Below are 22,731 nucleotides of genomic sequence, written 5' to 3'. Positions count from 1 at the left end.
CGGCTTCTACGTTCCGGCTGGCGCCGTAAAGAGCAGGCTCGAAGCCTGAGGGTGCTGAAGAAACGCGTCCGCAATCACGAGGGGGGCTACCACCACAGGCCGCTTCTTGTAGCGCATCTGCACACGCGCCAACGGAAAATTGCCCGCCAACTTCACATAGCCTGTCAGGTTCGGCAGGAGATGAAATTCGGCAGGCGACACGATCCGCTCGGTGTCCTGGCGCATTCCAGCAGCCGCCCGCCCTGTGCCGGCCCGCCCCTGCCCGTTCCCTTGCGCGCGGCGTACCACGGTGTGTTCGCCCAGAGCACGAGAGAACTCCTCCGCGGTGTAGGTGTCGAGTTCGGAGATGCCGCAAAGGAACACGCTTCGGAAACAGTTGCGCAACGTGAGTGCGTCTTCCCGCCCGTAGATATTGTTCAGTTGAGCCAGCGACTGCACGCCTGGCATGATGCACAACCCCTTCTTGCGTCCTTTCGTGGCGGCATCGACGATGTAGTTGAGTTTCTCAAGCGAATCCAGTTCGTCGCACACGAGGTGCAGACGGCGCGCACGCTCCTCGTGCAGCGACAGCACGCTCGCACAGGTCACGTCGACCCAGCACGAGATCAGAGGCTTGAGCGCCTGCAGCATGTCTTCGCGCCACGTGATCCAAAGGCTGCCCTGCCCGTTCTCCAGCCAATCGCGAAACGAGAAATCACCGGACGGGAGATATTTGTGGGGCGTGATGTATTGCGTAAGAACGGTCCGGATGCTCGCCAGTGTCTCTGTTGCTCCGTGGAAGCAGCCTGCCGCCGGCGTGCCGGCGAGCAATGTCTTCAACTCGTCGTTGCCTGCACCCGTCAGCCAATGCACGAGGCGCTCGGTCGTGCCCTGTCCCTGACGCACCAGCACGGTCAGGGTTTCGCTGACGATCGTGCGGCCCATGCTGTTCCACGTCTCCTGCTCGGTCGATGGGCTGCGCGGGATCATGCTGATCGCGTACTGCTCGCAGTCATAGCTCGTGCGGATTTCATTGAAGATGCTCCATCCTTGACTGCGCTGATCGAAAGGATTGAGGATTCGGTCGCCCGGCGCGTGGAAATGCCGCATCGACGCGCCGTCAGGATCGATGCAGATGAGTCGATCGCCGCGCGCAAGGACGCTCTCGATGTAGCCCGCAACGCACACGCTCTTGCCCGTTCCCGTCGAGCCGCCGACGAAGAACTGCGTGTTTTCGACCGCGTGGGGTATCGGTATGCCAGCGAAGCACAACTGGCCCTTACCTTTGCGAGTCTGCGCTACGAGAATCGGCTGGCTAACCATGCGTGGGCCACGCAGGCGTGTAACGAAGGATGCACCGCCGAAGTGGGTGGTGTACCGTCGCACCACCCACACGAAAACGGCGGTGCCGACGAGCAGCCCGCATGTTGGCCCTGCCCACAAGGCCGGCACATCTGCCGTGGCCTTCGCTGCAAACCACAGCCCGCGCGCGAAAATCGACATCGGCATACGGTAGTAGATCGCGACGCCTATCAACCATCCGAGCAACGTGCTGCACACCGCGCCGAGCGCCAACCAACTGCGCAGTGCAGTGTCCTGCGTGACATTGGCGCCAAGCATCAGCGGCCCCTGAGGTAGAGCTCCACCGCCGACGCATCGACGAATTGGTCGGCCTGTACTCGCACGCTCTCACCAACAGAGCGACGCACCATGAGGTACGTCCCACACAGCAGGCTGAGCACCAGCTCAGGATCGCCCGCGAGGGGCCTGGCGACGCGCGGAGCGGCTAGCACATCGCACATCCGCTCCATTTCAAGGCGCAACGCCTGCAATGCTTGGGTATTGGGCTGTGATGCGTCGAAGTACACACGCTTGATGTGGGTGCCCAAGGCTTTGTCGTTGGAGACGGCAAATAGGCGCAGCAACGCAGCCTCTTCCATGTCGTTGAAACGCAGCGGAACGTACTTGCTCATGTGTTACCTCCGAAGCAGGGCGATAAGGGCGACTCCGCGTGTTGGTGTTACTGAGCTAGGCGCTGGTAACACTGTGGAATCGAACCCTGGCGCGGGTTTGCAGGCACCCTGTGGGTGCGTATGGTGTGACCCCCTAGGCGAGGGCGACGACGTCGGCTCATCCGCGCGCGGTCTGCGCCTCGCCCCGAGCCTGCACAGAATCGCGGGGACCTGCAACGCGCACGCCCCCGAGGCGCCGAAAGAGGGCGGGACCTCGGGTCGGTCCGCAGGACCGTCCCGGCGCGTCTGACTCACCGGCCGCAGGCCGGCAGCGATGTGGATGCGCGATGCCTCCATGCTGTGCTCCTTCTGTTGCCGCAACGCGTGCCGCGTGTCGGTGGCGTGTCTGTACCGCATCCCATGTGTCGCCATCGCTTGAAATGTCTCGCGAGACCATACAAAATGACCGGCACGACTTCAAATGTATCTCCACACCGGACAACAAGGCAACCGACCATGACACCCGACGAACCGGAGCGCGACGTCCTCACGCTGCTGCAGCGTCGTGCGGCAGCGCTCGTGGCGCTGCGCCTGCGCAGTGTCTCGGTGGTTATTGCGCGGCTCGCCGGTCTGGTGGGCGAGGCCCATGCGCTGGGCCACAGCCACGCCGACATCCACGCGCGCCTTCGCGCCGCGGGGTTGGGCGTGAGCTGGAACAACTACCGCGCGGCACTGGTGCGCGCGCGCCGCCGCGCCGCACGTGCCCGAATAAGCGAGACCGCGTCCTCGGACGTCATACCGGGCGGTGTGGGCGGGACCGTGTCGTCGGACGTCGGTGCCGGACCGGCGGCATCGCCCGCCGGGACGCGCGAGCCCGGCGCCTCGCCCGTGGCGTTACTCGACGCATTGGCGAACGCGCAGCGCGCGGCGTCGCGCGACTACGCAACGGCCGCACGCGCGCTCGCGCGCAAACCCCGGAGCACACCCCCATGAAAATCTGCGTCCTCAACCTGTCGGGCAACGTCGGCAAGAGCACGCTGGCGGTCCACCTGCTGGCCGCCTTCTCGCCGGGCGCGCGCGTCGTGAGCGTGGAATCGATCAACGCCAGCGAGGTCGACCAGGTCGACGCGCTGGACGTCGAGGCCTTCAGCGCGAGCCGCTTCAGAGAGATCTTCCGCGAGCTCATGGTCCACGACGAGGTGATCGTCGACGTGGGCGCCTCCAACGTCGCCGCGTTCATGGGCGAGATGGCGCGCTACCGAAGCGCGGTGGGGGAGTTCGACCTTGTGCTCGTGCCCACGGTGCCCGCGGACAAGCAGCAGCGCGACACCATCGCGACGATCGACTGGCTGCATGCGCTCGGGGTCGAGTCGCGGAAGGTGCGCGTCGTCTTCAACCAGTACCCCGGCGACAGCCTCGACCCCATCGCGGCCGTCTACGCGCAGGTGGTCGGCTACGGCGCGTCGGATGGATGCGGCAACGCAGTGTTCGAGCCGTACGCAGTCGTCGCGCACAGCGAGGCCTTCGAGCTCGCCAAGGGCAGCCGGCGCACCTTGCGCGAGATTGCGGCCGACACCACCGACTGGAAGGGGGCGCGCGCCGACGCGCGGCGTGCGGGCGACATGGAGGCGCTGGAGCGCGCCATGGCCGCGCAGATGACGCACGACCTCGCGGTGACCGCGCAGGACAACCTGGCGCAGGTGCACGCGCTGCTGTTCCCTGCGCCGGTGCGCATGGCGCGCAAAGCCGCGGCATGAGCGCCGCTACCGCGCAGCAGGCGGCGCTGCGCATCCTGCTGGAGGACATCGAGCCCCTGCTGCAGCGCGCCGAGGCGTCCGCCGCGAGCGCGCAGGCCGCGCACGAGGGACTGCAGGCGGACCTCGCCACGCTGGGCACCCTCGTACAGCGCAGCACCGAGGCCCCCGCCGCAATTGCAGAGAGCGCGGGGCGGCTCGCAAGTGCGGCCGCGCGCATCGAGGCTTGCCTGAGTGTGCGGCCGAGCCTTGCCGCCACGGCCGTGCCACCGCAGTGGTGGCGCAGCACGCGCCACGCGCTGCCGTGGTGGCTCGCCGGCGCGCTGTGCGGTGCGGCCTGCGGTGCAGGCGCCGTCGCCGCCATCGCGCAAGGGCAGCGCGATGACGCGCACCTGGGGCAGGCGCTGCAACGATCGTGGACCTCGCTCGATGCGGCCACGCGGGCGAAGGTCGAGGCCGCGCTGCGACGTTAGACCGAAACGGCCTTGACCTGCGCCGGGTCGCTCAGGACCCGGTCAAAACGTGTCGTGCAAGCCTGCGCACCGTTCCCATCCAGCGGTGACACGCAGCGATCGAATGCCTGGCTGTGCGCGCATCTTCCAAACCTAGGAGGGCACCAGAAGGACCGGGTCTGTTGCCCCCGGGGGTCGAACCGGAGATGCGAGGGACCGGCCGGGGTGCTGCCGACGCGGCCCGGCCCCGTGCCGGGCGCCGTCACGCGTGCGCGTCGTCGTCGCTTTTCTCACCGCCCTATTCGTCCCTTCCGTCGTCCCTTCCGTCGTCCCTTGCCTCGCCTCCTTCCTCGTCAATGTCCGCATCGGCATGCTCGCCTTCGCGAGCACGGACGTCCGGGTCGTGTGGGCGCGAGGGCGCGGGCAGCCAGCGGATGCCTTCGCGCGGCCGCGCACAGTGCAACGCGAGCGGTGCTTTCTTCATCGCAGACAGATCGGCCGATGGCTCGGTCCCGTTCGCCTCGCGCACGGGCGCGAGCATCGTGCGCTTGCTCACGTGCTGCAGGAAGCGCTCGGTCGTCGCCTGCCACCCGTCGGCCATGTCCACGCCGAGCGCCTGTGTGTCATCGCATCGCTGATGTCGGCGCGGAGGGGCGCCGCGGGATGCGGCGCGCGCGCCGATGGCATTGACGCTGCGCGCGATGCAGTACGCCGCAGGTCGAGCAGAACCTGCTGCGACTGCGCGAGCAGCCAAACGAAGAGCGCCTCTGGACGTCGGGCATCCGGTCACCCCCATTCGCTTCCGCCTGCGACGGCACGGCGACGGCCGGGCTGTCGGCAAAGGCGCTGGCGAGCGACGCGAGCGTGCCGTCGCCGCACACGTGCGTCGTCATGCACGATTTGCCGTGGCCGTGCCGCCCGAACACGGTCTCGGCCATCGGGTGCACGAGCACCGCCAAGGCAACCTGTCGCGATCGCACGAGCGGCCTGCAGCGCCGCCGTGCGGTGGGCGCCCAGATCGCGCATCCGGCGCTCGCTGAGGTCCGCACGCGCAGGCCTCGTCGTGCCGCCAACTTCCGCGTCTGTCCCGCCCTCCACCGTCTCGGTGGACGACTTGGCGAAACGCGCGTGCAGCTTCAGCGGCCGGCGCGGGCACAACGGATTCGCATGGGCCGCCCCCCGGGCCACGCACTGCGTCGTGCGCCCTTGCGTCCGGGTGGGGCTGGCCCGGGCGTCCCACCGCAAGAGGGTCACGCGAACGGTTCGCTGGCGCGCGAAGTGACCGCGCCTCAGTGCCTCAGTGCGTCTCCGGCATTCGAACCACGGCCAGCTTCAGGCCCAGCATCCCGAAGATCCGGTTCATCGTCTGCACGGTACCCGCGCTTCGGCCTTGCTCGATGTCCTGGATCGTCTTCGTCGAGACGCCCGCGAGGGCCGCCATCTCCTCGCTCGTCAGGCGCATCTTTTTCTTGAGGTGGCGCACGCACGCCTGCAGCGTCCACTCCGGGTGCGAGACGACATCCTCCACGGCCTCGCGCCGCAGGGCGAGCTGCGCATGCAGCGGCAGTGCGTTGTAGCGCTTGTCCATCCCGACCTCACCCGTGCTAGCGCACGGCCTCCAGACGCCGGGCCTGGTTCTCGATCCCGCTGCGAAGGTGTGCATGGACGTCCGCCTCCATGCCCATCGCCTCCCCGTGCTGCGCGATCTCCCACAGCACCGGCGTCATGGCACGCAGCCCCTCGCAGAGCGCATCACGGTTGAGCGGCTGGTGCCGTTCCTCGCCCTGCGCCACCGCGCCCGCGCACACCGCATCGATCACGCGCGTCCAGTCCGGGCTGCCGCCGTCATTGCCGTCCCAGCGACTGCTCCGGGCGATGCCATCGGGATGCAGGTACATCGGCGCGAAGTCGAACAGCGGGGTCAGCGCGATGCCGCCCGCGAAATCGCGCTGCAGCGCGGTGTTTCGCGCGTGGTTGTCCTTGTTCCCCAATGCCACGTTGGCCACGTCGCGACGCAGGTACTCGAGCACCTCGGCCTGGGGATCCGTGCAGATGCGCACCAAGCGCCGGCAGACTTCATCGTGGCTGAGCGCGATGCCGAAGCCCGCCTTGCCGGTCATGGCGGCGAGGCTTTCCTGGGCCAGGCGCTCGACGCCGCCGGGCACGACCCGGCGGTCGAAGCGCGGAACAAAAAGCGCCCGCTCCCTCAGGACCAGCGGCGCATGCACCCGAAGGCCGAGCCGGCGCGCGAGGTCCATGTAGACGCACTCGTGACGAAGAATCTGCGCCAGGCGTTCGCTGCGGCCGCGGCCGAACTTCACGATGTAGTGGGCACGCGCGCGTGCGTCGGGCAGCGTGTGGTCGAGGTAGAGCAGACCGTCGTCCGCGCGCGTGAGCAGCAGCTTGGGCCACTCCCCCTGGACACCCGAGGATCCCGCAACGAACAGGCCGTGGCCGGCCAGGTACTCGCTGAAGTCTTCCTCGCGCGCGGCCACTTCGCCCTCCTCGAAGCCGCGCAGCGCACTCTCCTTCTGTGCCAGCCACTGTGCGGCTTCCTTGACGCGCAGATGGCCGATCGGGTTGCCTGCGCCGCACAGGAGCAGGCGCCAATCGGCGGACTCCTCCGCCGTCTGCGGCAGGTGGAGTTGCCGAAGCAGCTCCTCGCGGCCGAAGCCTTGCGGCAGCATGTCGATCAGGAACACGGGCCAGTTCGGATTCTGAAAGTCGACCACCCCCACGGGGAACCGGCTGCCGAAGGCGTGCGCATCCCAGGCACCGACATGCGCGACCGCCCACCCGGTGTCATAGCCTGCATGCGAGGGCGCTCGCCACCCGGCGCTCGCGGGCCCGGCAAGGCTGACCGCGCCGACATCACGCCAGACGCCGTTCGCATGCAGCTGTAGAGTGCAACCCGACTCCATATTGGTGGAATTTTATACAATTCGCACCCTCTAAGGAAGCTGTTTTGTATAGATAATCTCCGAATCCGGGACCCGGCCCGGCAGGCCCACGGTGGACCCGCCCCTGTCGACGCAGACACCGGCTCCGAGCGCGGCGAATGCAGAGGCGGTGCTCGACGACGTGGCGCGCATGGTGCAGGCCGAAGTGCAGCGTGCGGGCGGGTGGGTGTCCTGCGCGCGCTTGGCGCAGTTCATCGTCGCGCAGCACCCGTGGCTGGCCGCCGACTGGGCCGGGCGCGGCGCGTTCCGCAAGTTCCTCGACGCGCTGGACATGGGGCAGCTGAAGGTCGCGTGGAACGGCACGGGCGGCGTGGTCGAGGATCCGCACGCGCGCCGTTCCCCGAAGGGCGCGGCGACCGCGCAGTGGGGTGCATCGCAGCATCTGCTCGCGGTGGTCCGTCCGGTTCACATCGCCACCGGCATGCCCCTCATGGCGCCCGCGGAAGTGCGCGGTGTGCTCGATGCACTGTCCGCCGAGGCGAAGCGCGCCGTTCGCGCTTTCCGACACCGGCAAGCGGTGCGTGATCTGTGCAAGGAAGCCGGGCTGGCGGTGAGTCGTGCGGACGTGAGCTTCGTCCTCAAGGGCGTTCTGTTCGCCGGCCACGTCTTCGGCCAGGGCGAGGACGACCGGCACACGCTCGCCAGGCGCTTCATCGACAACCTGCGCATGCTCTGCGAACGCGAGCAGCTCGTGCTCGACGCGCCCCAGGAGGCAGCGCTCCTGGAGTGGGCCGCTGGCGCCAACTAGGCGGCCCGCAGGCCAGGCCAGGCCAGGCCGGGCCCAGGCTCGGCCACCTGCACGCAGCACCGCGCCGGCCAAAGAGCACGGCGCCGCGGCAGCGAGATCGCACCCTACGCCACGATGCGCCCGGCCAGGTGCGCCTCGCGCGCGTAGGCGCTCAGCGGCTTGTCGGCGATGAAGTGCAGGTCGCGCTCGATCGGCAGGCCCCAATGGCCGCGAAAGGCCTCGAGCTCAGCCAGACTCACAAAGCCGAGCTCCGGGAAGCCCATCCCGAGGTCGCACAGCCCGAAAGCAATGTCCTCGGCATCGAGCTCGCTCAACAGCCAGGTCGCGCCGGCGTTCGGCGTGAACAGCTTGACCACCGGCGGCGGATCGAAGCGATGGTTCTCGGCGGCGAACAGCGAATTGGCCCGCAGCTGCGCGCGCAGCGTGTCGTTCAGAAGTGTCGTCATGACGGTCTCTCCTTGGAAGGATGCAGGGCGGGATTGCCCGAGACCGTCACCGGCACGCCGCAGCGCAGCAGTCAGGGTTCGCAGACGGCCGCAGGCCGCCAGCGCACACGTGCGCGCAGACCTTGACGGCGAGAACGGCGTGGCACCCTGAAGGGAACAGCAAACCCACCCTCCCCTTCCCCCTCTCCGTGTCTCTGTCCTCGCGGCGGCCATCGGCCCCGCATTCCCGCAAGGACTCGGCAGCGCGACCGCCGTCTGCAGCGCAGCGGGGGGATGAGCGTCGCGCGTTCCGGCGCGCCGCCGCATCCGGACCGAACGGAGACGCACCGGCCGGGAAGGCCGGTGCCGGCGGGCTCGCTACGCGACGATGCGCCCGGCCAGCCGCGCTGCCCACGCGTAGGCGCTCAATGGCTTGGATGGAATGAATGCGGTGTCGCATTCGAGCGGCCGCCCGTCGCGCCCGCGGAGCGCCTCCAACGCCGAGAAGTGCACGTAGCCGAGCTCCGGCGACCCAAGGCCCAGGTCGCACAGGCCGAAGGCGATGCCATCGGCATGCAGTTCGCTCAGCAGCCAGACGGCGTTCCCATCCGGCAGGAACAGCTTGACCACGGGCGCGGGATCCAGCTCCGGGTTGGCGGTCAGTGCACGGCCGTTGGCCAGCAGCAGCGCGCGTTGCGCGTCATTCAGAATTGTCGTCACGTCGGTCTCTCCTTGAAAGGATGAAAGGCGGGATGGCCCGGTCCCGTCATCGGCACGCCGCAGCGCAGCGGTCAGGGTTCGCAGACGGCCGCAGGCCGCCAGCGCACACCGTGCGCGCAGACCTTGACGGCGAGAACGGCGTGGCACGGTGAAGGAACAGCACCCACCCTCGCCCCTCTTTCCCCTCTGTCCCCTCTCTCCCCTCTTTCCCCTCTTTCTCCTCTCTCCCCTGCCCCGCTCCTGCGCCGATCCCGTGGGCATCGGCACCGAGCGCAGCATCGGCCGCGACCTCCAAGCCTGGCCGCTCACCCCATCGCACCGATCTCCGGCAGCCCCCGCGCGAGGATCCAGTCGACCGCGTCATCGGCCTGCCGCGCGGCCGAGAAGAGGGCATGGTGGTCATGGCGCAGCAGCGGCAGCCACGCCGCGCGACCGTCCGTCTGGCCTTCCACAACAGCACCGACGAGACCGCAGTGACCCATCAGGCGCGACGCGCCCAGCGCCGCCACCAGCCCCGCGAAAACACACCCGTCCTCCCCGGCGCGTGGGGGCGCCTCACGCCCCAGCCGCGCGCGGTGCGCGGTCCACCGCACGAGCGCATGCAGCAGCGTGGCGCAGTAGTTCTCGGCGCTGGCGAAGCGCCGGGGCAGCGGCAGCCGGATCTCGTCCGGCCCCGGCAGGTACATCGCGCGGTCGTACCCGTGGCGCACCGTGGGGTTGCAGCCCGCCACCAGCCGCATGGCGGTCTCGACCGCGCCCCGCTCGCCCGCTTCGCCTCCGGCGCCTTCCGCGTCTTCTTTCATGGCCGCAGCCAATCCGTCGACCTGGGCCACGTTGAACAGCCACAGCGGACGGCAGCGCCACCCAGCAGGCGGCGCGACCGCGGCGGCGCCCGGACGGCCGGCGTGAGCGGCCGCCGACGAGCCCCCATCCGCGCGTGGCCCCACGCGTTCGAAGCGCGCAGAGCACCCCGTGCGTGCCCCGGCGCACCTGCCCCCGAGGGCGCAGGCCTGCGCGTAGGTCAGCCAGAGGTCGGTGGCATGGCCCTGCCCCATGGCCTCGCCCCAGAGCAGCCACGCATTCGCGCCACGGTACGGCCGTCCGGTGACCAGGCTGCGCGGAACGCCTCGCGCGAGCGCGGCCGTCCAGCGTGGCCCGCACACGTCCCCGCCTTGCGCGCGCATCGCGACGAACCGCTCGGTCACGGCCTCGCGCACCTGCGCATCGCTGCGCGCGCGCCATGGCACGCCCTGGGGTGGATGCCGACCTGCAGTGGGAGGGTCCTCGGGGGAACGGGGAACGCCCGTGCCGGCGACGCGCCGCGCAGCGCCGGCGCACCGGCGTTGGCGCGCCGCGAGCTGCGCGAAGGAAGATCGAACGCCATGGCGAAGCCTTTCTGCGGCATCACGCCGCGGTGGTGGAAGGAATCTGCTGTCGGAGCCGCCTCGACGCAGCCCGGGCGCGGGCCCAGCGCGCCGGTCCGGGGCCCGCCCGCAGGCCGCAGCCGAGCACCGCGAGGACCGGGCGAGGACGGGGCGCAGCCTTCACCCTGGAGCGGCAAGCGACCCGCGCCATGCGTCGATCCAGAGGCGGACCGACTGCAGACGACGACCGCCACGCGCACGGCCGCCAGCTGCCGCAGGCCAGTGACCGCCCCGCCTTCCACGAACGGGCGCTTCGAGCCGCGGCGCAGCCGCCATCCTCCACCACCACGCCATGCGTGCCAAGTTGTGTCTCCCTTCTGTCTCCAGTCCGACCTGGCGGCGCACACAGCGCCGCGCATGCCCATACAAAAGGGGCGCCGAAGCGCCCCTGCCTCGTTCACACGAGGCCGCGCTCGGCCATCGACACCGCCCGGTTGCCCGCGACCACGACGTGATCCAGCACCCGCACGTCGATGTGCGCCAGCGCCTCCTTGAGCTCGCAGGTCAGCCCCCGGTCCGCCGCCGACGGCTCCACCTCGCCCGACGGATGGTTGTGCGCCAGGATCACGGCCGCCGCGTTGTGCTGCAGCGCACGCTTGAGCACCTCGCGCGGGTGCCTGCGTCAGCGTGCCCCGGAACAGGTCCTCGAACGCCAGCAGCGCATGCCGCGCATCGAGGAACATGACCGCGAAGCTCTCGTGCAGCTGCCCCGCGAAGTGCAGCTTGAGGTAGTCCGAGACGGCGTACACGGAGTGGAAGGCCTCGCCCACGCGCAGCTCCTCGGCGAGCAGCTCCCGCGCCAGGCGCAGCCCGCACAGCAGCTGCGCACACCCGGGCAGCGACGCATCGCGCGCGAAGCCGACCAGCTTGTGCAACGAGCGGTCGTGCGCCACGTACAGCGCCTCGGTCTGCCCGCCGAGAAACGGGCGCAACGCCTCGAGCACCTGGCGCTCGCGCGCGGTGAAGACGGACAACGACAGCTCGACCGGCGAGGAACCGGCCACGGTGACGACGGGTGTGTTCATGGTGATGAACTCCTGTGGGATGACACAGGCGGGATTGCCTGCGAGACCCCGCCACCCCGTCGCAGCGCAGCGCTCCAGGCCGCTGCAGGCGCGCGGCACGCGCCGAGCACGCAAAGCGCGCGCAGGGCCTTGAACGCGAGAACGAGGGGGTAGCCTCAGGGCTCACAGACAAGCCCTCCCCCGCCCTCCGCAGAAACCCCGGACTGGCATGGCGACGCCTCGCGATCCCGCGGCACGCGAACGTCCCATCGCGCGGGAAGACGTCCCGCGCCCTGCGTATCGCGTGCTTCGCTTGGTTCGCACGCGCTCCGGCGCGGCCGAGGCGCTGAGCCATCACCCGTCCTTGATATGTGGCAAAGTGCCACATAAAGTCGCCGCATGGCACAGTCGATCCGGATCTCCGATGAGCTTTACAGCCTGGCGCAGTCGACGGGCTCAGCGCTGGGTCGCCCCATCGCCCAGCAGATGGAGCATTGGGCCCGCTTGGGCGCAGCATTGGAGGCCGCCGGCCTCAGCTCCATCGCCGCCATGCAGCTCCTTGGGCAGGAAAGCAAGGCGGATCAGCTCGTCCGAGCGACGCTGGGTGAGACCCCTCTGTCCGGCGCTCGTCGGCTGCGTCGACTTCAGGCAAAGGACGCCGATCAGGTCTCGCGCGGTCAGCGTTCGTCCAAGAGCCTTCATGCCTTCACCCAGAACACCCTTCAGGGATTTACGTTCAAGCGACAGCAGAACGCCGAACCTGATGAGGGCGAAGGTTGGTGAAGCCACTCGGTGCGCAGGCGCAGACACCCGCGGACGTCTTTCTCAGACTGGCCAAGGTCGCCGGTGAAGACATCTTGGTGGGCGGTCAGGCGTTGGCGATGTGGGTCGAACACTATGGGATTGCGGCACCCGAGGGCGTCGCAGCCATCTCGGATGACACAGGCGGGATTGCCTGCGAGACCCCGCCACCCCGTCGCAGCGCAGCGCTCCAGGCCGCCGCAGGCGCGCGGCACGCGCCGAGCACGCGCAGCGCGCGCAGGGCCTTGAACGCGAGAACGAGGGGGTAGCCTCAGGGCTCACAGGCAAGCCCTCCCCCCACACCTCGCGAACGTCACGAAAGCCTGAATTCAATCCCCCCAACGTCTGCGGACCAGCAGCCACCGGACACGCCGGCTGAACATGGTCAGCGAGAAAGTTCGCGGCTTCCCTGCCGGGCGCTTGGCGTCCCCAGACTTTGGGCGACGGACACCCGGACGGAGTCAGGCCTGCCGCAGGGAGATTGGCCAGAGGCAGCGCTGCGTCGAGCGCCATCGACCCTTCATCTGCGTCTTGTCACGGTCAGGTCAGATTGCCAATGACGGTGCCCCTGCGTCAGCGCGTGTCCCAAGAAGATGCTGCCCCGCGCACGCTGTGCTGTCGCGTGCTTCGGTGACCGCGAACGCGAGCCACAGGCTCAGACGACGGTGCCAACTCGGCGCGGCACCAACGCGCCATGGTGCGGCAGTGCGCGGCCCCCCGTGGCCCCCCGTGGCCCGAATGTTCCTCGTGCGGCCGCGACTGGACGAGGTCCCTGCGTCACTGCGGGTCGCGGCTGTCCACGAACGGTCCGATCGGCACGGTTCCCAAGAAAGCTAAGCCAATGCGGCGGCCATGATCGGCTTGGCCCATTGCGGCACTTGGTCCAGCGAAATGTGAAAGGCGACACGACCGCCTTCCATGTGCAGCAGCAGCCGAGGCTGGGGTTTGCATCCGGCCTTGGGATCGCCCTCGGCGCTGTTGTCGTAGAGGCGCAGGCTCGCCAGCCACGGCAGCAGGCGGATCAGGTTGGCGCGACTGGTCTCATAGCGCTCGCGGATCTTGGCTTCAGGAATGTCATGGCCTCCGGCGGCCACGCGGGAGCGCACGCGTTGCAGATGGAGTTCGGGCGAGGACAGCCCGGCGTACCAGAGGTGCACCTGCGCCCCTTGACGTGCGCCGTCGACCAGCATCTGGGGGATTGTGCGGGCGCCCAAAGTCGTCTCGAAGGCGAAGTTCTGGCCGTCGGCCAGCGCCCGCTCAAGGCCCTTGCGCCCTATTTCCCAGGCCTGGGCGTTGGCAGCCTCGGGTGCCAAATGCGGATGAGCATCAAGCAGCTCGCGCGCGGCCAGATCAGGGTTGAAATAGTCAACCTTCTTGTACAGCAGCGCAGCACCGCCCACGCTGCTCTTGCCGGCCCCATTGACGCCGGCCAACACAAAAATGCGCGCTGGCATCAGCGATCAACGGTTTGTCGCGTCGCGCACGGCGGTGGCCGCGGCCATCGCCGCCTCGCCCAGTTCCGAAGGATCCATGGCAAAGGCATCCGCCATCGCCTGAGCAGCAGCCTCGCCTTGCATGTGCGCGACCATGTCGTCGAAGCGGTGCGAGAGCGCGTCCAAATCGGGCTCTGAGGCCTGCTCCATCTGCAAATAGCGCTCGAGCGACATGAGCACCATGGCGGGCCGCTCGTGGCGCGTGATCACCACCGCGCCACGAGCCATCACCGTGGTGGTCACCGCCTGCATGCCCGACGCGAGCTTGGTCGCGGAGAAAGAAGGCAGGTTGCGCGACAGGCGCTCGATCTTTGCGGAATGGACGGACACGGGGCTGGCTAACATGAGAATCCTTAAATTCCTGGTTTTACCCATTTTAGCCATTTTCTCTGAATCACAAGAACCTTCTCTGTCGGCTTCCGAGCAAGAAACTGAGGAACTCCCTGTGGGATGACACAGGCGGGATCGCCTGTGAGACCCCGCCACCCCGTCGCAGCGCAGCGCTCCAGGCCGCCGCAGGCGCGCGGCACGCGCCGAGCACGCGAAGCGCGCGCAGGGCCTTGAACGCGAGAACGAGGGGGTAGCCTCAGGGCTCACAGGCAAGCCCTCCCCGCCCTCCGCAGCGCCTGGAGGTATTCCGGAGCCCGAATCCTTGTTCCATCGCACGTCGGCCGCAGAAGACCTGGACATGAACGCGCGGGAAAGAGAGGGGGGGCTTCCCGGCTGCGCCAAAGCGCAACCCGTGCTCCGGCGCAGCCTCCGCTGCGGATGCTCGTCGCGCTCCTGCAGTGCTCCGCGATGGTTGGCGTGTTCGTCTCTGGCGTCATGGATTCCTTGCTGTGTTCGTTGTCAGGCCACCCAGACCGGCTTCACGCTGGGGTACGCGCTGCGGATCCTGTTGTGCGTACGCTTGATCGCGCGGTCTCATAGACCGAGCGCGCGACGCTGGTGCGCTGCAGGTGGTGCCATTCCGGCATTGCGGGTCTGCACAAGGAAGAACCGACGTCGGCTGTCCTGATTGCTTTAGTTGTCATGGTGGACATGGTTGACAAACCGGCGTATCCTGAGCGACTCGCAGGAGACCCCGATGGCCAACACATCCGCCCGAACCGACACCGGACGCACGGATTCGAAAACCCGTGGCGCGACAGCGCCTGACACGAAGTCCGCAAAGGATTCGAAAGGAGATCGCGATGCAGTCCTCAAGAATGCTGTGAAGTTGGTGGTCGCAGGGGGAGGGGGTACGCGAAAAGCTGGCGGACGCTCGGACGCGTTGGCGCTGCACGGAATCCGGCAGTTCCTTGATCTGACGGAGCGAAATATTCGGGGAATCGACGTGTCTGTCGCCCTTGCGCCGGGGCCTCAGATGCGGGAGGACTGGGACGCCATCCTCAAAAAGTTGAGAAGGATAGGCGCGCGTCTCCAAGTGGTTTCTGATGCCGAGTTGCCTGCCGAGTCGGGAAGACGCGGCATTGCGCCTAAGACGCCTACCGGCTCGTCAGCAAAGGTTGAGCCCGTCCTGGGCTCCAACGAAGAGATGATCGAGCGCGGGTTCTTGCTCAATCCACAGACCTTCCAAAACCTGTTGGGATGGTCCTCGAGGCAAGCGCTTTCAAAGGCAGTCAAAGACAGTCGCGTGTTCTACGTCACGCACAAGTCTGAGCGGTATTTCCCCGCGTTCTATGGCGACGGAGCCTACGAGCGCTCGCACTTGGAGGCCGTGAGCAAGATTCTTGGCGACCTCCCGGGAGGGTCCAAGCTTCAGTTCTTCGTGACGCCAAAGCGTTCGTTGGACGGGCAGACGCCACTCCAGGCTTTGGCGGCAGGACGTTTGGCAAAGGTCAAAGACCTCGCCTCGGCGTTCGCGGAAGTGCCGGTGCCACGGAGCTGACAAGCGTGGCACTGCTTCGGCCCTCGTCTCACTTTGGCGAGCTTGACCTGAAGCTCAAGCGCATAGTGCGGTGGATGTGCCGCACACGCGCACCGACGATGTCGCGACGCTGATCGATCATGGGGGTTGGCCCTGAACCGTCGAACACCGCCTGTGCGGGCGCCCGCGCCAGCGACGCCCACGTCAGCGTGAGCGCCGTCCGCGCAGCGAACGGCTGAGACAATGACAAGAAGAAAAGAGACGCCGAAGCGCCCCTGGCCTCCTCACACGAGGCCGCGCTCGGCCATCGAGACCGCCCGGTTGCCCGCGACCACGAAGTGATCCAGCACCCGCACGTCGATGTGCGCCAGCGCCTCCTTGAGCTCGCAGGTCAGCCCCCGGTCCGCCGCCGACGGCTCCGCCTCGCCCGACGGATGGTTGTGCGCCAGGATCACGGCCGCCGCGTTGTGCTGCAGCGCACGCTTGAGCACCTCGCGCGGGTAGACGCCGGCCTGCGTCAGCGTGCCCCGGAACAGGTCCTCGAACGCCAGCAGCGCATGCCGCGCATCGAGGAACATGACCGCGAAGCTCTCGTGCAGCTGCCCCGCGAAGTGCAGCTTCAGATAGTCCGAGACCGCATACACCGAGCGGAAGGTCTCGCTCGGGCGCAGCTCCTCCGCGAGCAGCTCCCTCGCCAGGCGCAGCCCGCACAGCAGCTGCGCACACCCGGGCAGCGACGCATCGCGCGCGAAGCCGACCAGCTTGTGCAACGAGCGGTCGTGCGCCACGTACAGCGCCTCGGTCTGCCCGCCGAGAAACGGGCGCAACGCCTCGAGCACCTGGCGCTCGCGCGCGGTGAAGACGGACAACGACAGCTCGACCGGCAAGGAACCGGCCACGGTGACGACGGGTGTGTTCATGGTGATGAACTCCTGTGGGATGACACAGGCGGGATTGCCTGCGAGACCCCGCCACCCCGTCGCAGCGCAGCGCTCCAGGCCGCCGCAGGCGCGCGGCACGCGCCGAGCACGCAAAGCGCGCGCAGGGCCTTGAACGCGAGAACGAGGGGGTAGCCTCAGGGCTCACAGACAAGCCCTCCCCCGCCCTCCGCAGCGCCCTGAAGGGATTCAGGATCCCGTGGCCCTCACGCCCGAGCCACCGCAGAAGACCGGGCAGCGCCGGAAGCGGAAGCACGGGGCGTTGTCCAGTTGCGCGAAAGCGCAGCATCTGCGACCTCGCAGCCTCGGCTGCGCATCCCCCCTCGCCTTCGCGCACCGCCGTGGCGGTGCGCCGAATTTTCATGAGGAGGGAAATGACGCGCGGAGCGCGCCCCTTGATCGCCGGCGCCGGCCCTGCACCCGACGTTGAAAACGGCGCAGAGGTTGTCTCTTCCGACGGCGCCGTGGACCCTGCCGACGCCCCGCATGAGGCCCCGGGCAGCGCACCGCCGAGTGCGCCGCGCCTCAGCGGCGCGGGTAGGAGCCCAGCACGCGCATCTCCCGGTGCTGTTCCAGAAAATCCGCAAGCGCGCCCTGGCGCGCATGGCCCGCCACCTCGACCAGGTACCGGTGCGTGTCCAGCGTCCGCTTGCTCGGACGCTCGTAGATGGTCAGGATCCGGAGGCCCGCACGGCCGAAGGCGGACAGCACGTCCGCGAGGCTGTCGTCCGACGCCTCGACCGCCAGCGAGGTCTTGTCGTGACCGCTCGGTGGCGGCATCTGCCGCCCGAGCACCCACCAGCGGGTGACGTTGTGCGGGCCCTCCTCGATGCCGTCGACGACGGACACGAGCGGATAGACGCGCGTGCCCACGCGCGGGCCGAAGGACGCGAGGCCCGACGCCGCACTCTCGGCGACGGCGCGGGCCGCGGCACCGCCGCTGGCCGCGTCCACGCGGCGCACCCGGGGCATCTCGCGCTCGAGCCAGGGCCGCACCTCCTCGAAGGCCACCGGGTGCGCATGCACCTCCACGATGTCCTCGCGCCGCGTGCCCGGCTTGGCCAGCAGGCTGTAGCCGAGCATCCGGGGGTATTCCGCCACGATGGTGACCGCGGGCAGGTCGAGCACGGCGTCGAGGTACGGCGTCGCGCCGACCAGCGAGGTCGTGACCGGCACGCAGGTTTGCTCCACCGTCCCGTCGGCATAGCCCTGGAACAGTGCCTCGCGCGCGAGTGGCACGAGTTCGTGCGCACCGAAGAGCTCGAGACAGGCCTGGTGGGTCCAGCTGCCGGCCGGCCCCAGATAACCGATCGGACCTGCGCAGGCGTGGTTCATGGCGGAGAGGACGAGAAGTCCGAAAGCAACGGCCCGAAGGGCCTCGGGTGAGGTCATGATAGTCGTGAAGGTGCAGGGAAGCTGATACGGGAACACCGCAGACCGCACGGAACGCGAACGGCAGCCCGCGCACGCCGCGCGTGCCGGCACGGCACGCCCCGAGGCCGTGCCTGCGCCGGCCAGCGCCTGCGCGTCGCCGCGAAGAGATAGTTTTTCGGGGGCGAGGCGGGCCGGCAAGACGTGCACCCGGCGCAAGGTCCGCCGCCGCGGACCTGGCCTTCTGCGCGGGACAACGCCGTCCCGTTGCTTCCCACGCAAATGCCCGCGGCACGGCATTGCGACACGCCACCGCGCCGGGGCCCGATGCCGAAGGGCCGGCGAAGCCGCCGGCCCATGGCCGCCTCAGCGGCCGATGCGCCGCAGCGCCAGATCCCACAGCCCGGTGTTGAGCCGCACGTTCTCGCGGATCGCGCGGATGCCACGCATGTGCATCACCCGGCCCCGCAACGTGCGCCCGGGCAGACCACCGCGCAGCACGTGCTCCTGCACCGTGTTGAAGGTCCGCCAGACATCGTCACCGACGTCCGCCATGCGCCGGCGTTCCAGCAACTGCACCGGCGCCACCGGCACCGCGTCCTGGCCCGCGAACCGCAGCGCCAACGCCTCCCGCGCGAAGTCGAGCTGCTGCGCCTCGGTCAGCATCGTCAGCCGCATCTGCGCGACCGCCTCGCCGACCTGCGCCAGGTCCCGGGTGATCTTCTGCGCCGCGTCCACGACATTGGCCACCACGTTGCCGCGGTGGCTCACATGCACGAACCCGACGTCGCCCATGGCCGTCAGCATGCCGTTGGTGCACACCGGCCGGAACAGCCCGGCACGCAGCTGGTAGGCACTGCGCCCGTCGTGCGAGTTGATCAGCACGATCTCGCCGAGCACGTCGTCCAGCGACAGCGCCTGCACCACCGGCTTGAAGTGCAGCATGTGCCGCGCATAGCCGGCGTTGCCCGGGGCCCGCGAACGCGTCTGCTGCACCGCCGTCGGCTCGAAGCCCGCCTCCATCAGCGCCGTCACGATGTCGCGCGTGCTGATGAAGACGTAGCGCGGACCCGTGATGTCCGCCGCATGCTCGGCAAACACCGCCGGCGCCAAGCGCTGGACCTCCTGCAGCGACAGCGAGGCGCGTGCGGCGAAGGAAACGGTAGAGAAGGAAGGAGAGGAAGAAGAGGCAAGAGAGGAAGAGAAGAAGGTCATGACGATCTCCAGAGATGACACAGGCGGGATTGCCTGCGAGACCCCGCCACCCCGTCGCAGCGCAGCGCTCCAGGCCGCCGCAGGCGCGCGGCACGCGCCGAGCACGCGAAGCGCGCGCAGGGCCTTGAACGCGAGAACGAGGGGGTAGCCTCAGGGCTCACAGGCAAGCCCTCCCCCTCCCTTCGAAGCGCCCTGAAGGTATTTGCGGATCCTGGATCCCGGATCTACCGTACGACCGCGAAAGGCATGGACAGGCCCGCACGCTGACGCGAGGGGTAATCCAGCTGCGCGAGAGCGCAACGCCTGCTCAGGCGCAGCCTCGGCTGCGCGTGTTCATTCGAGTTCGCGCTCCGCCACCGGCGGAGCGCCAAATTTTGTGAGAGTGCTGCGCGCGGTCAGACGTGCGCCACTACGTCAGAACATCGACAGCCGCGCTGCAAGTGCCACGAGACGGTCCCCCGAGGCGGGGCATAGGGCGCCGGTGAGGAATGACACAGTCAACGCAGCAAGGGCCACTCCCTCCCTTCATCATTTCACTCACGCAGCGTGAAGACGATCGAAAGATACGACACAGGCCGCACGTGGATGGTCTCGATGCCGTGCAGCGCCGTGGCGTCGAACATCAACGAGTCTCCCGGTTTCGCCGAGACAGTCTTGGCGCCGTAGCGATAAGTGACCTCACCCGACAGGAAGTACAGGAGCTTGAGGCCTGGATGCTGGAACGTGACATAGGGCTTCGCCTCAGGCAACAGCGTCACGAGATACGGTTCGACGAACAGGTTGCCAGAAAGCGAATGACCCAGGAGCTCATAGCGATAGTCGGCTACTGCACCGACGCGATCGACCACGAGCCCGCGACCGGAGGGTACGTGACAAAAATCCGTGCGGCGTGACTGATCACCGAAGAAACGCGAAATCGGAACTTTCAATCCATCCGCAATGCGGTCAAGCGTCTCCACCGAAGGCGAAACCAGTCCATGCTCAATGCGCGAGAGCATCGAGCGCGAGACACCGGTGGCGAGCGAGAGTACTCCGGCCGGAGTACCAGCAGCCAAACGAAGCGCCTTAACTTGCATCCCGATGCGCACTGCTGATGCGCTTCGCGTTGCCGCCGCCGGCGCACGCGCCACAGTCATCGACTTCGGGAGCCGCAAGCGCTTGACGGTCGGAAGTGGAGATGTGGCCGCTCGAATAGACACTTGACACACCTGCAGCACGCTGAAAGTTCGGACAACCAATTCTACGTAATTCGTAGAGACACGCAAGATCGGAATTACGAATATCGTAGAGTGGAACGCAGCTCAAGCTCTCGCTCAATATTCGGCACTCGCCTCCGGATGGCACGCGTAGCCGCGGGCTTGCCGCAAGACAAATTGGGAGTTAGTGCTGGTCTTGATGAAGGCACCGCGAGCGCGCGCATCTCTCGGTACGAGAGCGGAATCCATGAACCAAATATCGCCTTTGCTAACAGATTAGCCAACGAGCTTGGAGTGCCGTTGCCCTATTTTTATGCGGCGGATGAAGAGCTAGCCAAACTCATCTTGTGGTTTGGGAAACTCAACGCGAGACAACGAAAGGCGCTGCTAACCGCGGCTGGTCAACTGGAGTTGTCGAAGTAGTTGGCGATAGGGGTGTGGACAGCAGTGAAGCGCCCCGGCTTCTCAGGATGCTCAACACCCTGAGAGGATTGAGCCATGAAGAAGTCGAACAAGTTTTCACCTGAGGTGCGCGAACGCGCGGTGAGGATGGTGCAGGAGCACCGCGGGGAGTACCCGTCGCTGTGGGCGGCGATCGAATCGATTGCACCGAAGATCGGCTGTGTGCCGCAGACGCTGAACGAATGGGTCAAGCGCGCGACGAGGTCGACAACGGCGTACGCGAAGGCGTCACGACCAGCGAGGCCCAGCGGATGAAGGAGCTCGAACGCGAGGTCAAGGAGCTGCGCCGAGCTAACGAGATCCTCAAGCTGGCGAGTGCGTTTTTCGCCCAGGCGGAGCTCGACCGCCGGCTGAAGTCCTGAGGGACTTCATCGACAAGCATCGTGACACCTTCGGGGTCGAGCCGATCTGCAAGGTCTTGCAGATCGCCCCGTCAGGCTACCGACGGCAGGCGGCACTGCTGCGCGAGCCACACAAGCGCTGCGCCAGAGCACACCGCGACGATGCCCTTCTGCCGGCGATACAGCGCGTCTGGCAGGCCAACATGCAGGTCTATGGGGCCGACAAGGTCTGGAGGCAACTGGCGCGCGAGGGCACAGCGGTGGCGCGCTGCACAGTCGAGCGGCTGATGCGGCGCCTGGGACATGAGCGTCAAATCGCCCCATCTTGATTACTGACCAGCGGCATAGAAGTCTCGTGTCCACTAACTCTTGGCGGACACGTGAACACTGACCTGCCCCCTCCCGGCCGTACCAGCGTAATGGCAGTGAAGTCCGTCAACTTGAGAATGACGGACATGAGAAAGAGCAGGTACACCGAGGAGCAGATCATCGGTTCAAGCAGGCCGAGGCCGGCCTGCCGATCAAGGAGCTGTGCCGCAAGGGCGGCTTCAGCGACGCCACCTTCTACAAGTGGCGTGCCAAGTACGGTGGCATGGAGGTGCCCGATGCGAGGCGCCTGCGTGAACTGGAGGCGGAGAACAACAAGCTCAAAAAGCTGTTGGCCGAAGCCCACCTTGACATTCACGCGCTGAACACCGCCTTCGGGGTAAAGCGTTAGCCCCACAGGCCAAGCGTGCTGCCATCGCCACCATGATCAAGCAATGCGATCTGAGCGAGCGGCGGGCATGCAGGCTTGTGGGGCTCTCACGCGACAGCTGGCGCAACCCACCTGAGATCGATGCCATGACCCAAGAGCTCAGCAGCAAGATCGTCGAGATCGCGCACGTGCGCCGGCGCTTCGGCTATCGGCGCATCCACGACATGCTGCGCCCGCACTTCCCCGGCGTGAACCACAAGAAGGTCTACCGGCTCTATAGCGCGGCCAACCTGGCCGTGCGCAAGCGCAAGAAGGCCAAGCGGCCCGACAGCGAGCGCGTGCCGCTGCAACTGGCCAGCACGGTCAATGAGGTCTGGAGCATAGACTTCGTCAGCGACAGCCTGAGCACCGGGCGGCGCATCAAGTGCCTGACGGTGGCCGACGACTTCAGCCACGAGTGCGTGAGCATCTCAGTGGACTGGGGCATCTCGGGGCAGTATGTGACGCGGCTGCTGGACCAGGCCGCGGTCTTCAAAGGCTACCTGCTGGCCGTGCGCACGGACAACGGCCCGGAGTTCACCAGCAGGGCGTTCATGGGCTGGGCGCAGACCCACGTCATCCGCCACATCCTGATCGAGCCTGGCCGACCCATGCAGAACGGCTACATCGAGAGCTTCAACGGCAAGTTCAGGGACGAGTGCCTGAACGAACAGTGGTTCGAGACGCTGGCGCAGGCCAGGTCGGCCATCACCGCCTGGCGGCAGGACTACAACGAGGTCAGGCCGCACATCAGTTGCAATCGCATGCCGCCAGCCAAGTTCGCCGAGCTGCATCGCCAGCGCGCTGGCGATGCAGCTCGGCCCAGTTCAAACACCACCGAGATCAATTAATCTTGCAACCCCGGACTTCCTCGTTATGAATGGCACGGC

At 67.6% G+C, this 22,731-nt stretch carries 22 protein-coding genes, 3 pseudogenes and 1 other annotated feature; of the genes and pseudogenes, 9 read left to right on the top strand and 16 right to left on the bottom strand.

Annotated elements, in window-relative coordinates; translation table 11 throughout:
• Nucleotides 1-6: 6 nt before the first annotated feature.
• Nucleotides 7-1,599, bottom strand: a complete 1,593-nt coding sequence (locus AACL56_RS30260) for a type IV secretion system DNA-binding domain-containing protein (protein ID WP_339093741.1) — start codon at nt 1,597-1,599, stop codon at nt 7-9.
• On the bottom strand, nt 1,599-1,952 hold the full coding sequence (locus tag AACL56_RS30255) for a hypothetical protein (RefSeq protein WP_339093739.1): 354 nt from the start codon (nt 1,950-1,952) through the stop codon (nt 1,599-1,601). Before AACL56_RS30255 ends, AACL56_RS30260 begins: the two co-directional genes overlap by 1 nt.
• 495 nt (nt 1,953-2,447) lie before the next feature.
• Between AACL56_RS30255 and AACL56_RS30250 the strand changes: the two genes are divergently transcribed.
• The 3 genes from AACL56_RS30250 to AACL56_RS30240 are packed head-to-tail and all read left to right on the top strand — an operon-like array spanning nt 2,448 to nt 4,158.
• Entirely contained in the window at nt 2,448-2,924 is a 477-nt protein-coding gene (locus tag AACL56_RS30250; protein ID WP_339093737.1) for a hypothetical protein, read from the top strand.
• Nucleotides 2,921-3,688 carry a StbB family protein gene (gene stbB / locus AACL56_RS30245; protein WP_339093735.1) on the top strand — a complete coding sequence of 256 codons (768 nt, stop codon included), beginning with the start codon at nt 2,921-2,923 and terminating at the stop codon, nt 3,686-3,688. Before AACL56_RS30250 ends, stbB begins: the two co-directional genes overlap by 4 nt.
• A complete protein-coding gene (locus tag AACL56_RS30240) occupies nt 3,685-4,158 on the top strand; it encodes a hypothetical protein (RefSeq protein WP_339093733.1) in 474 nt (157 codons plus the stop codon). Before stbB ends, AACL56_RS30240 begins: the two co-directional genes overlap by 4 nt.
• A gap of 277 nt (nt 4,159-4,435) precedes the next feature.
• Here AACL56_RS30240 and AACL56_RS30235 read toward each other — a convergent pair whose 3' ends face one another.
• The 4 genes from AACL56_RS30235 to AACL56_RS30220 all read right to left on the bottom strand — a co-directional run bounded on the left by AACL56_RS30235 (nt 4,436) and on the right by AACL56_RS30220 (nt 7,058).
• Nucleotides 4,436-4,744 (bottom strand): hypothetical protein, encoded by a 309-nt coding sequence (locus AACL56_RS30235; protein ID WP_339093731.1) that lies wholly within the window; start codon nt 4,742-4,744, stop codon nt 4,436-4,438.
• 16 nt (nt 4,745-4,760) lie between these two features.
• Nucleotides 4,761-5,075 carry a hypothetical protein gene (locus AACL56_RS30230; RefSeq protein WP_339093729.1) on the bottom strand — a complete coding sequence of 105 codons (315 nt, stop codon included), beginning with the start codon at nt 5,073-5,075 and terminating at the stop codon, nt 4,761-4,763.
• Nucleotides 5,076-5,434: 359 nt separating this feature from the next.
• Nucleotides 5,435-5,725, bottom strand: coding sequence for a helix-turn-helix domain-containing protein (locus tag AACL56_RS30225; RefSeq protein ID WP_339093726.1), 291 nt, complete (start codon nt 5,723-5,725; stop codon nt 5,435-5,437).
• Between the two features lie 16 nt (nt 5,726-5,741).
• Nucleotides 5,742-7,058 carry a type II toxin-antitoxin system HipA family toxin gene (locus AACL56_RS30220; protein ID WP_339093724.1) on the bottom strand — a complete coding sequence of 439 codons (1,317 nt, stop codon included), beginning with the start codon at nt 7,056-7,058 and terminating at the stop codon, nt 5,742-5,744.
• A 91-nt stretch (nt 7,059-7,149) separates the two neighbouring features.
• On the opposite strand from AACL56_RS30220, the gene AACL56_RS30215 reads away from it, so the two are divergent.
• Nucleotides 7,150-7,845, top strand: a complete 696-nt coding sequence (locus AACL56_RS30215) for a hypothetical protein (RefSeq protein ID WP_339093722.1) — start codon at nt 7,150-7,152, stop codon at nt 7,843-7,845.
• 104 nt (nt 7,846-7,949) lie between these two features.
• Here the strand turns inward: AACL56_RS30215 and AACL56_RS30210 are convergent, their stop codons facing one another.
• The 4 genes and pseudogenes from AACL56_RS30210 to AACL56_RS30195 all read right to left on the bottom strand — a co-directional run.
• A complete protein-coding gene (locus AACL56_RS30210; protein ID WP_339093720.1) occupies nt 7,950-8,291 on the bottom strand; it encodes a DUF2958 domain-containing protein in 342 nt (113 codons plus the stop codon).
• Nucleotides 8,292-8,648: 357 nt separating this feature from the next.
• The gene (locus AACL56_RS30205; RefSeq protein ID WP_339093718.1) at nt 8,649-8,990 is read right to left on the bottom strand and encodes a DUF2958 domain-containing protein; all 342 of its coding nucleotides are present in this window, start codon (nt 8,988-8,990) and stop codon (nt 8,649-8,651) included.
• 305 nt (nt 8,991-9,295) lie between these two features.
• Nucleotides 9,296-10,207 (bottom strand): zincin-like metallopeptidase domain-containing protein, encoded by a 912-nt coding sequence (locus AACL56_RS30200; RefSeq protein ID WP_339095281.1) that lies wholly within the window; start codon nt 10,205-10,207, stop codon nt 9,296-9,298.
• Nucleotides 10,208-10,811: 604 nt separating this feature from the next.
• Nucleotides 10,812-11,241 (bottom strand): annotated as a pseudogene (locus AACL56_RS30195) (JAB domain-containing protein); the annotation flags it as partial.
• A 576-nt stretch (nt 11,242-11,817) separates the two neighbouring features.
• Between AACL56_RS30195 and AACL56_RS30190 the strand changes: the two are divergent.
• Complete coding sequence (locus tag AACL56_RS30190) at nt 11,818-12,201, top strand: TA system antitoxin ParD family protein (protein ID WP_339093716.1); 384 nt, start codon at nt 11,818-11,820, stop codon at nt 12,199-12,201.
• A gap of 851 nt (nt 12,202-13,052) precedes the next feature.
• Here AACL56_RS30190 and AACL56_RS30185 read toward each other — a convergent pair.
• Both AACL56_RS30185 and AACL56_RS30180 read right to left on the bottom strand, forming a co-directional pair.
• Nucleotides 13,053-13,673 (bottom strand): zeta toxin family protein, encoded by a 621-nt coding sequence (locus AACL56_RS30185; RefSeq protein WP_339093714.1) that lies wholly within the window; start codon nt 13,671-13,673, stop codon nt 13,053-13,055.
• 6 nt (nt 13,674-13,679) lie between these two features.
• The gene (locus AACL56_RS30180) at nt 13,680-14,087 is read right to left on the bottom strand and encodes a hypothetical protein (RefSeq protein ID WP_339093712.1); all 408 of its coding nucleotides are present in this window, start codon (nt 14,085-14,087) and stop codon (nt 13,680-13,682) included.
• 712 nt (nt 14,088-14,799) lie between these two features.
• Here AACL56_RS30180 and AACL56_RS30175 point away from each other — a divergent pair.
• On the top strand, nt 14,800-15,603 hold the full coding sequence (locus tag AACL56_RS30175) for a hypothetical protein (protein ID WP_339093711.1): 804 nt from the start codon (nt 14,800-14,802) through the stop codon (nt 15,601-15,603).
• Between the two features lie 263 nt (nt 15,604-15,866).
• On the opposite strand, the gene AACL56_RS30170 is transcribed toward AACL56_RS30175, so the two are convergent.
• The 4 genes from AACL56_RS30170 to AACL56_RS30155 form a co-directional block, all read right to left on the bottom strand.
• Nucleotides 15,867-16,502, bottom strand: coding sequence for a JAB domain-containing protein (locus AACL56_RS30170; protein WP_339093709.1), 636 nt, complete (start codon nt 16,500-16,502; stop codon nt 15,867-15,869).
• 543 nt (nt 16,503-17,045) lie between these two features.
• Nucleotides 17,046-17,855: a prephenate dehydratase gene (locus AACL56_RS30165; RefSeq protein WP_339093708.1), complete on the bottom strand. Its 810-nt coding sequence runs from the start codon at nt 17,853-17,855 to the stop codon at nt 17,046-17,048.
• Nucleotides 17,856-18,257: 402 nt separating this feature from the next.
• A complete protein-coding gene (locus AACL56_RS30160; protein ID WP_339093707.1) occupies nt 18,258-19,106 on the bottom strand; it encodes a DUF932 domain-containing protein in 849 nt (282 codons plus the stop codon).
• A 533-nt stretch (nt 19,107-19,639) separates the two neighbouring features.
• Nucleotides 19,640-20,242: a helix-turn-helix domain-containing protein gene (locus AACL56_RS30155; RefSeq protein ID WP_425337094.1), complete on the bottom strand. Its 603-nt coding sequence runs from the start codon at nt 20,240-20,242 to the stop codon at nt 19,640-19,642.
• A 153-nt stretch (nt 20,243-20,395) separates the two neighbouring features.
• On the opposite strand from AACL56_RS30155, the gene AACL56_RS30150 reads away from it, so the two are divergent.
• The 3 genes and pseudogenes from AACL56_RS30150 (at nt 20,396) to AACL56_RS30140 (ending at nt 22,692) form a co-directional block, all read left to right on the top strand.
• Complete coding sequence (locus tag AACL56_RS30150) at nt 20,396-20,725, top strand: helix-turn-helix transcriptional regulator (protein ID WP_339093706.1); 330 nt, start codon at nt 20,396-20,398, stop codon at nt 20,723-20,725.
• Between the two features lie 75 nt (nt 20,726-20,800).
• A pseudogene (locus tag AACL56_RS30145) lies at nt 20,801-21,407 on the top strand (IS3 family transposase); the annotation flags it as partial.
• Nucleotides 21,081-21,197, top strand: a sequence feature (AL1L pseudoknot). (Overlaps the previous pseudogene by 117 nt.)
• Before the next feature lie 153 nt (nt 21,408-21,560).
• Nucleotides 21,561-22,692: pseudogene (locus AACL56_RS30140) on the top strand (IS3 family transposase).
• The last annotated feature ends 39 nt before the right edge of the window (nt 22,693-22,731 follow it).

Source organism: Variovorax paradoxus (assembly GCF_902712855.1).
GTDB lineage: Bacteria > Pseudomonadota > Gammaproteobacteria > Burkholderiales > Burkholderiaceae_C > Variovorax > Variovorax paradoxus_Q.
The sequence above is the reverse complement of the archived record's forward strand: the minus strand, read 5'-3'. Positions and strand labels throughout refer to the sequence as shown.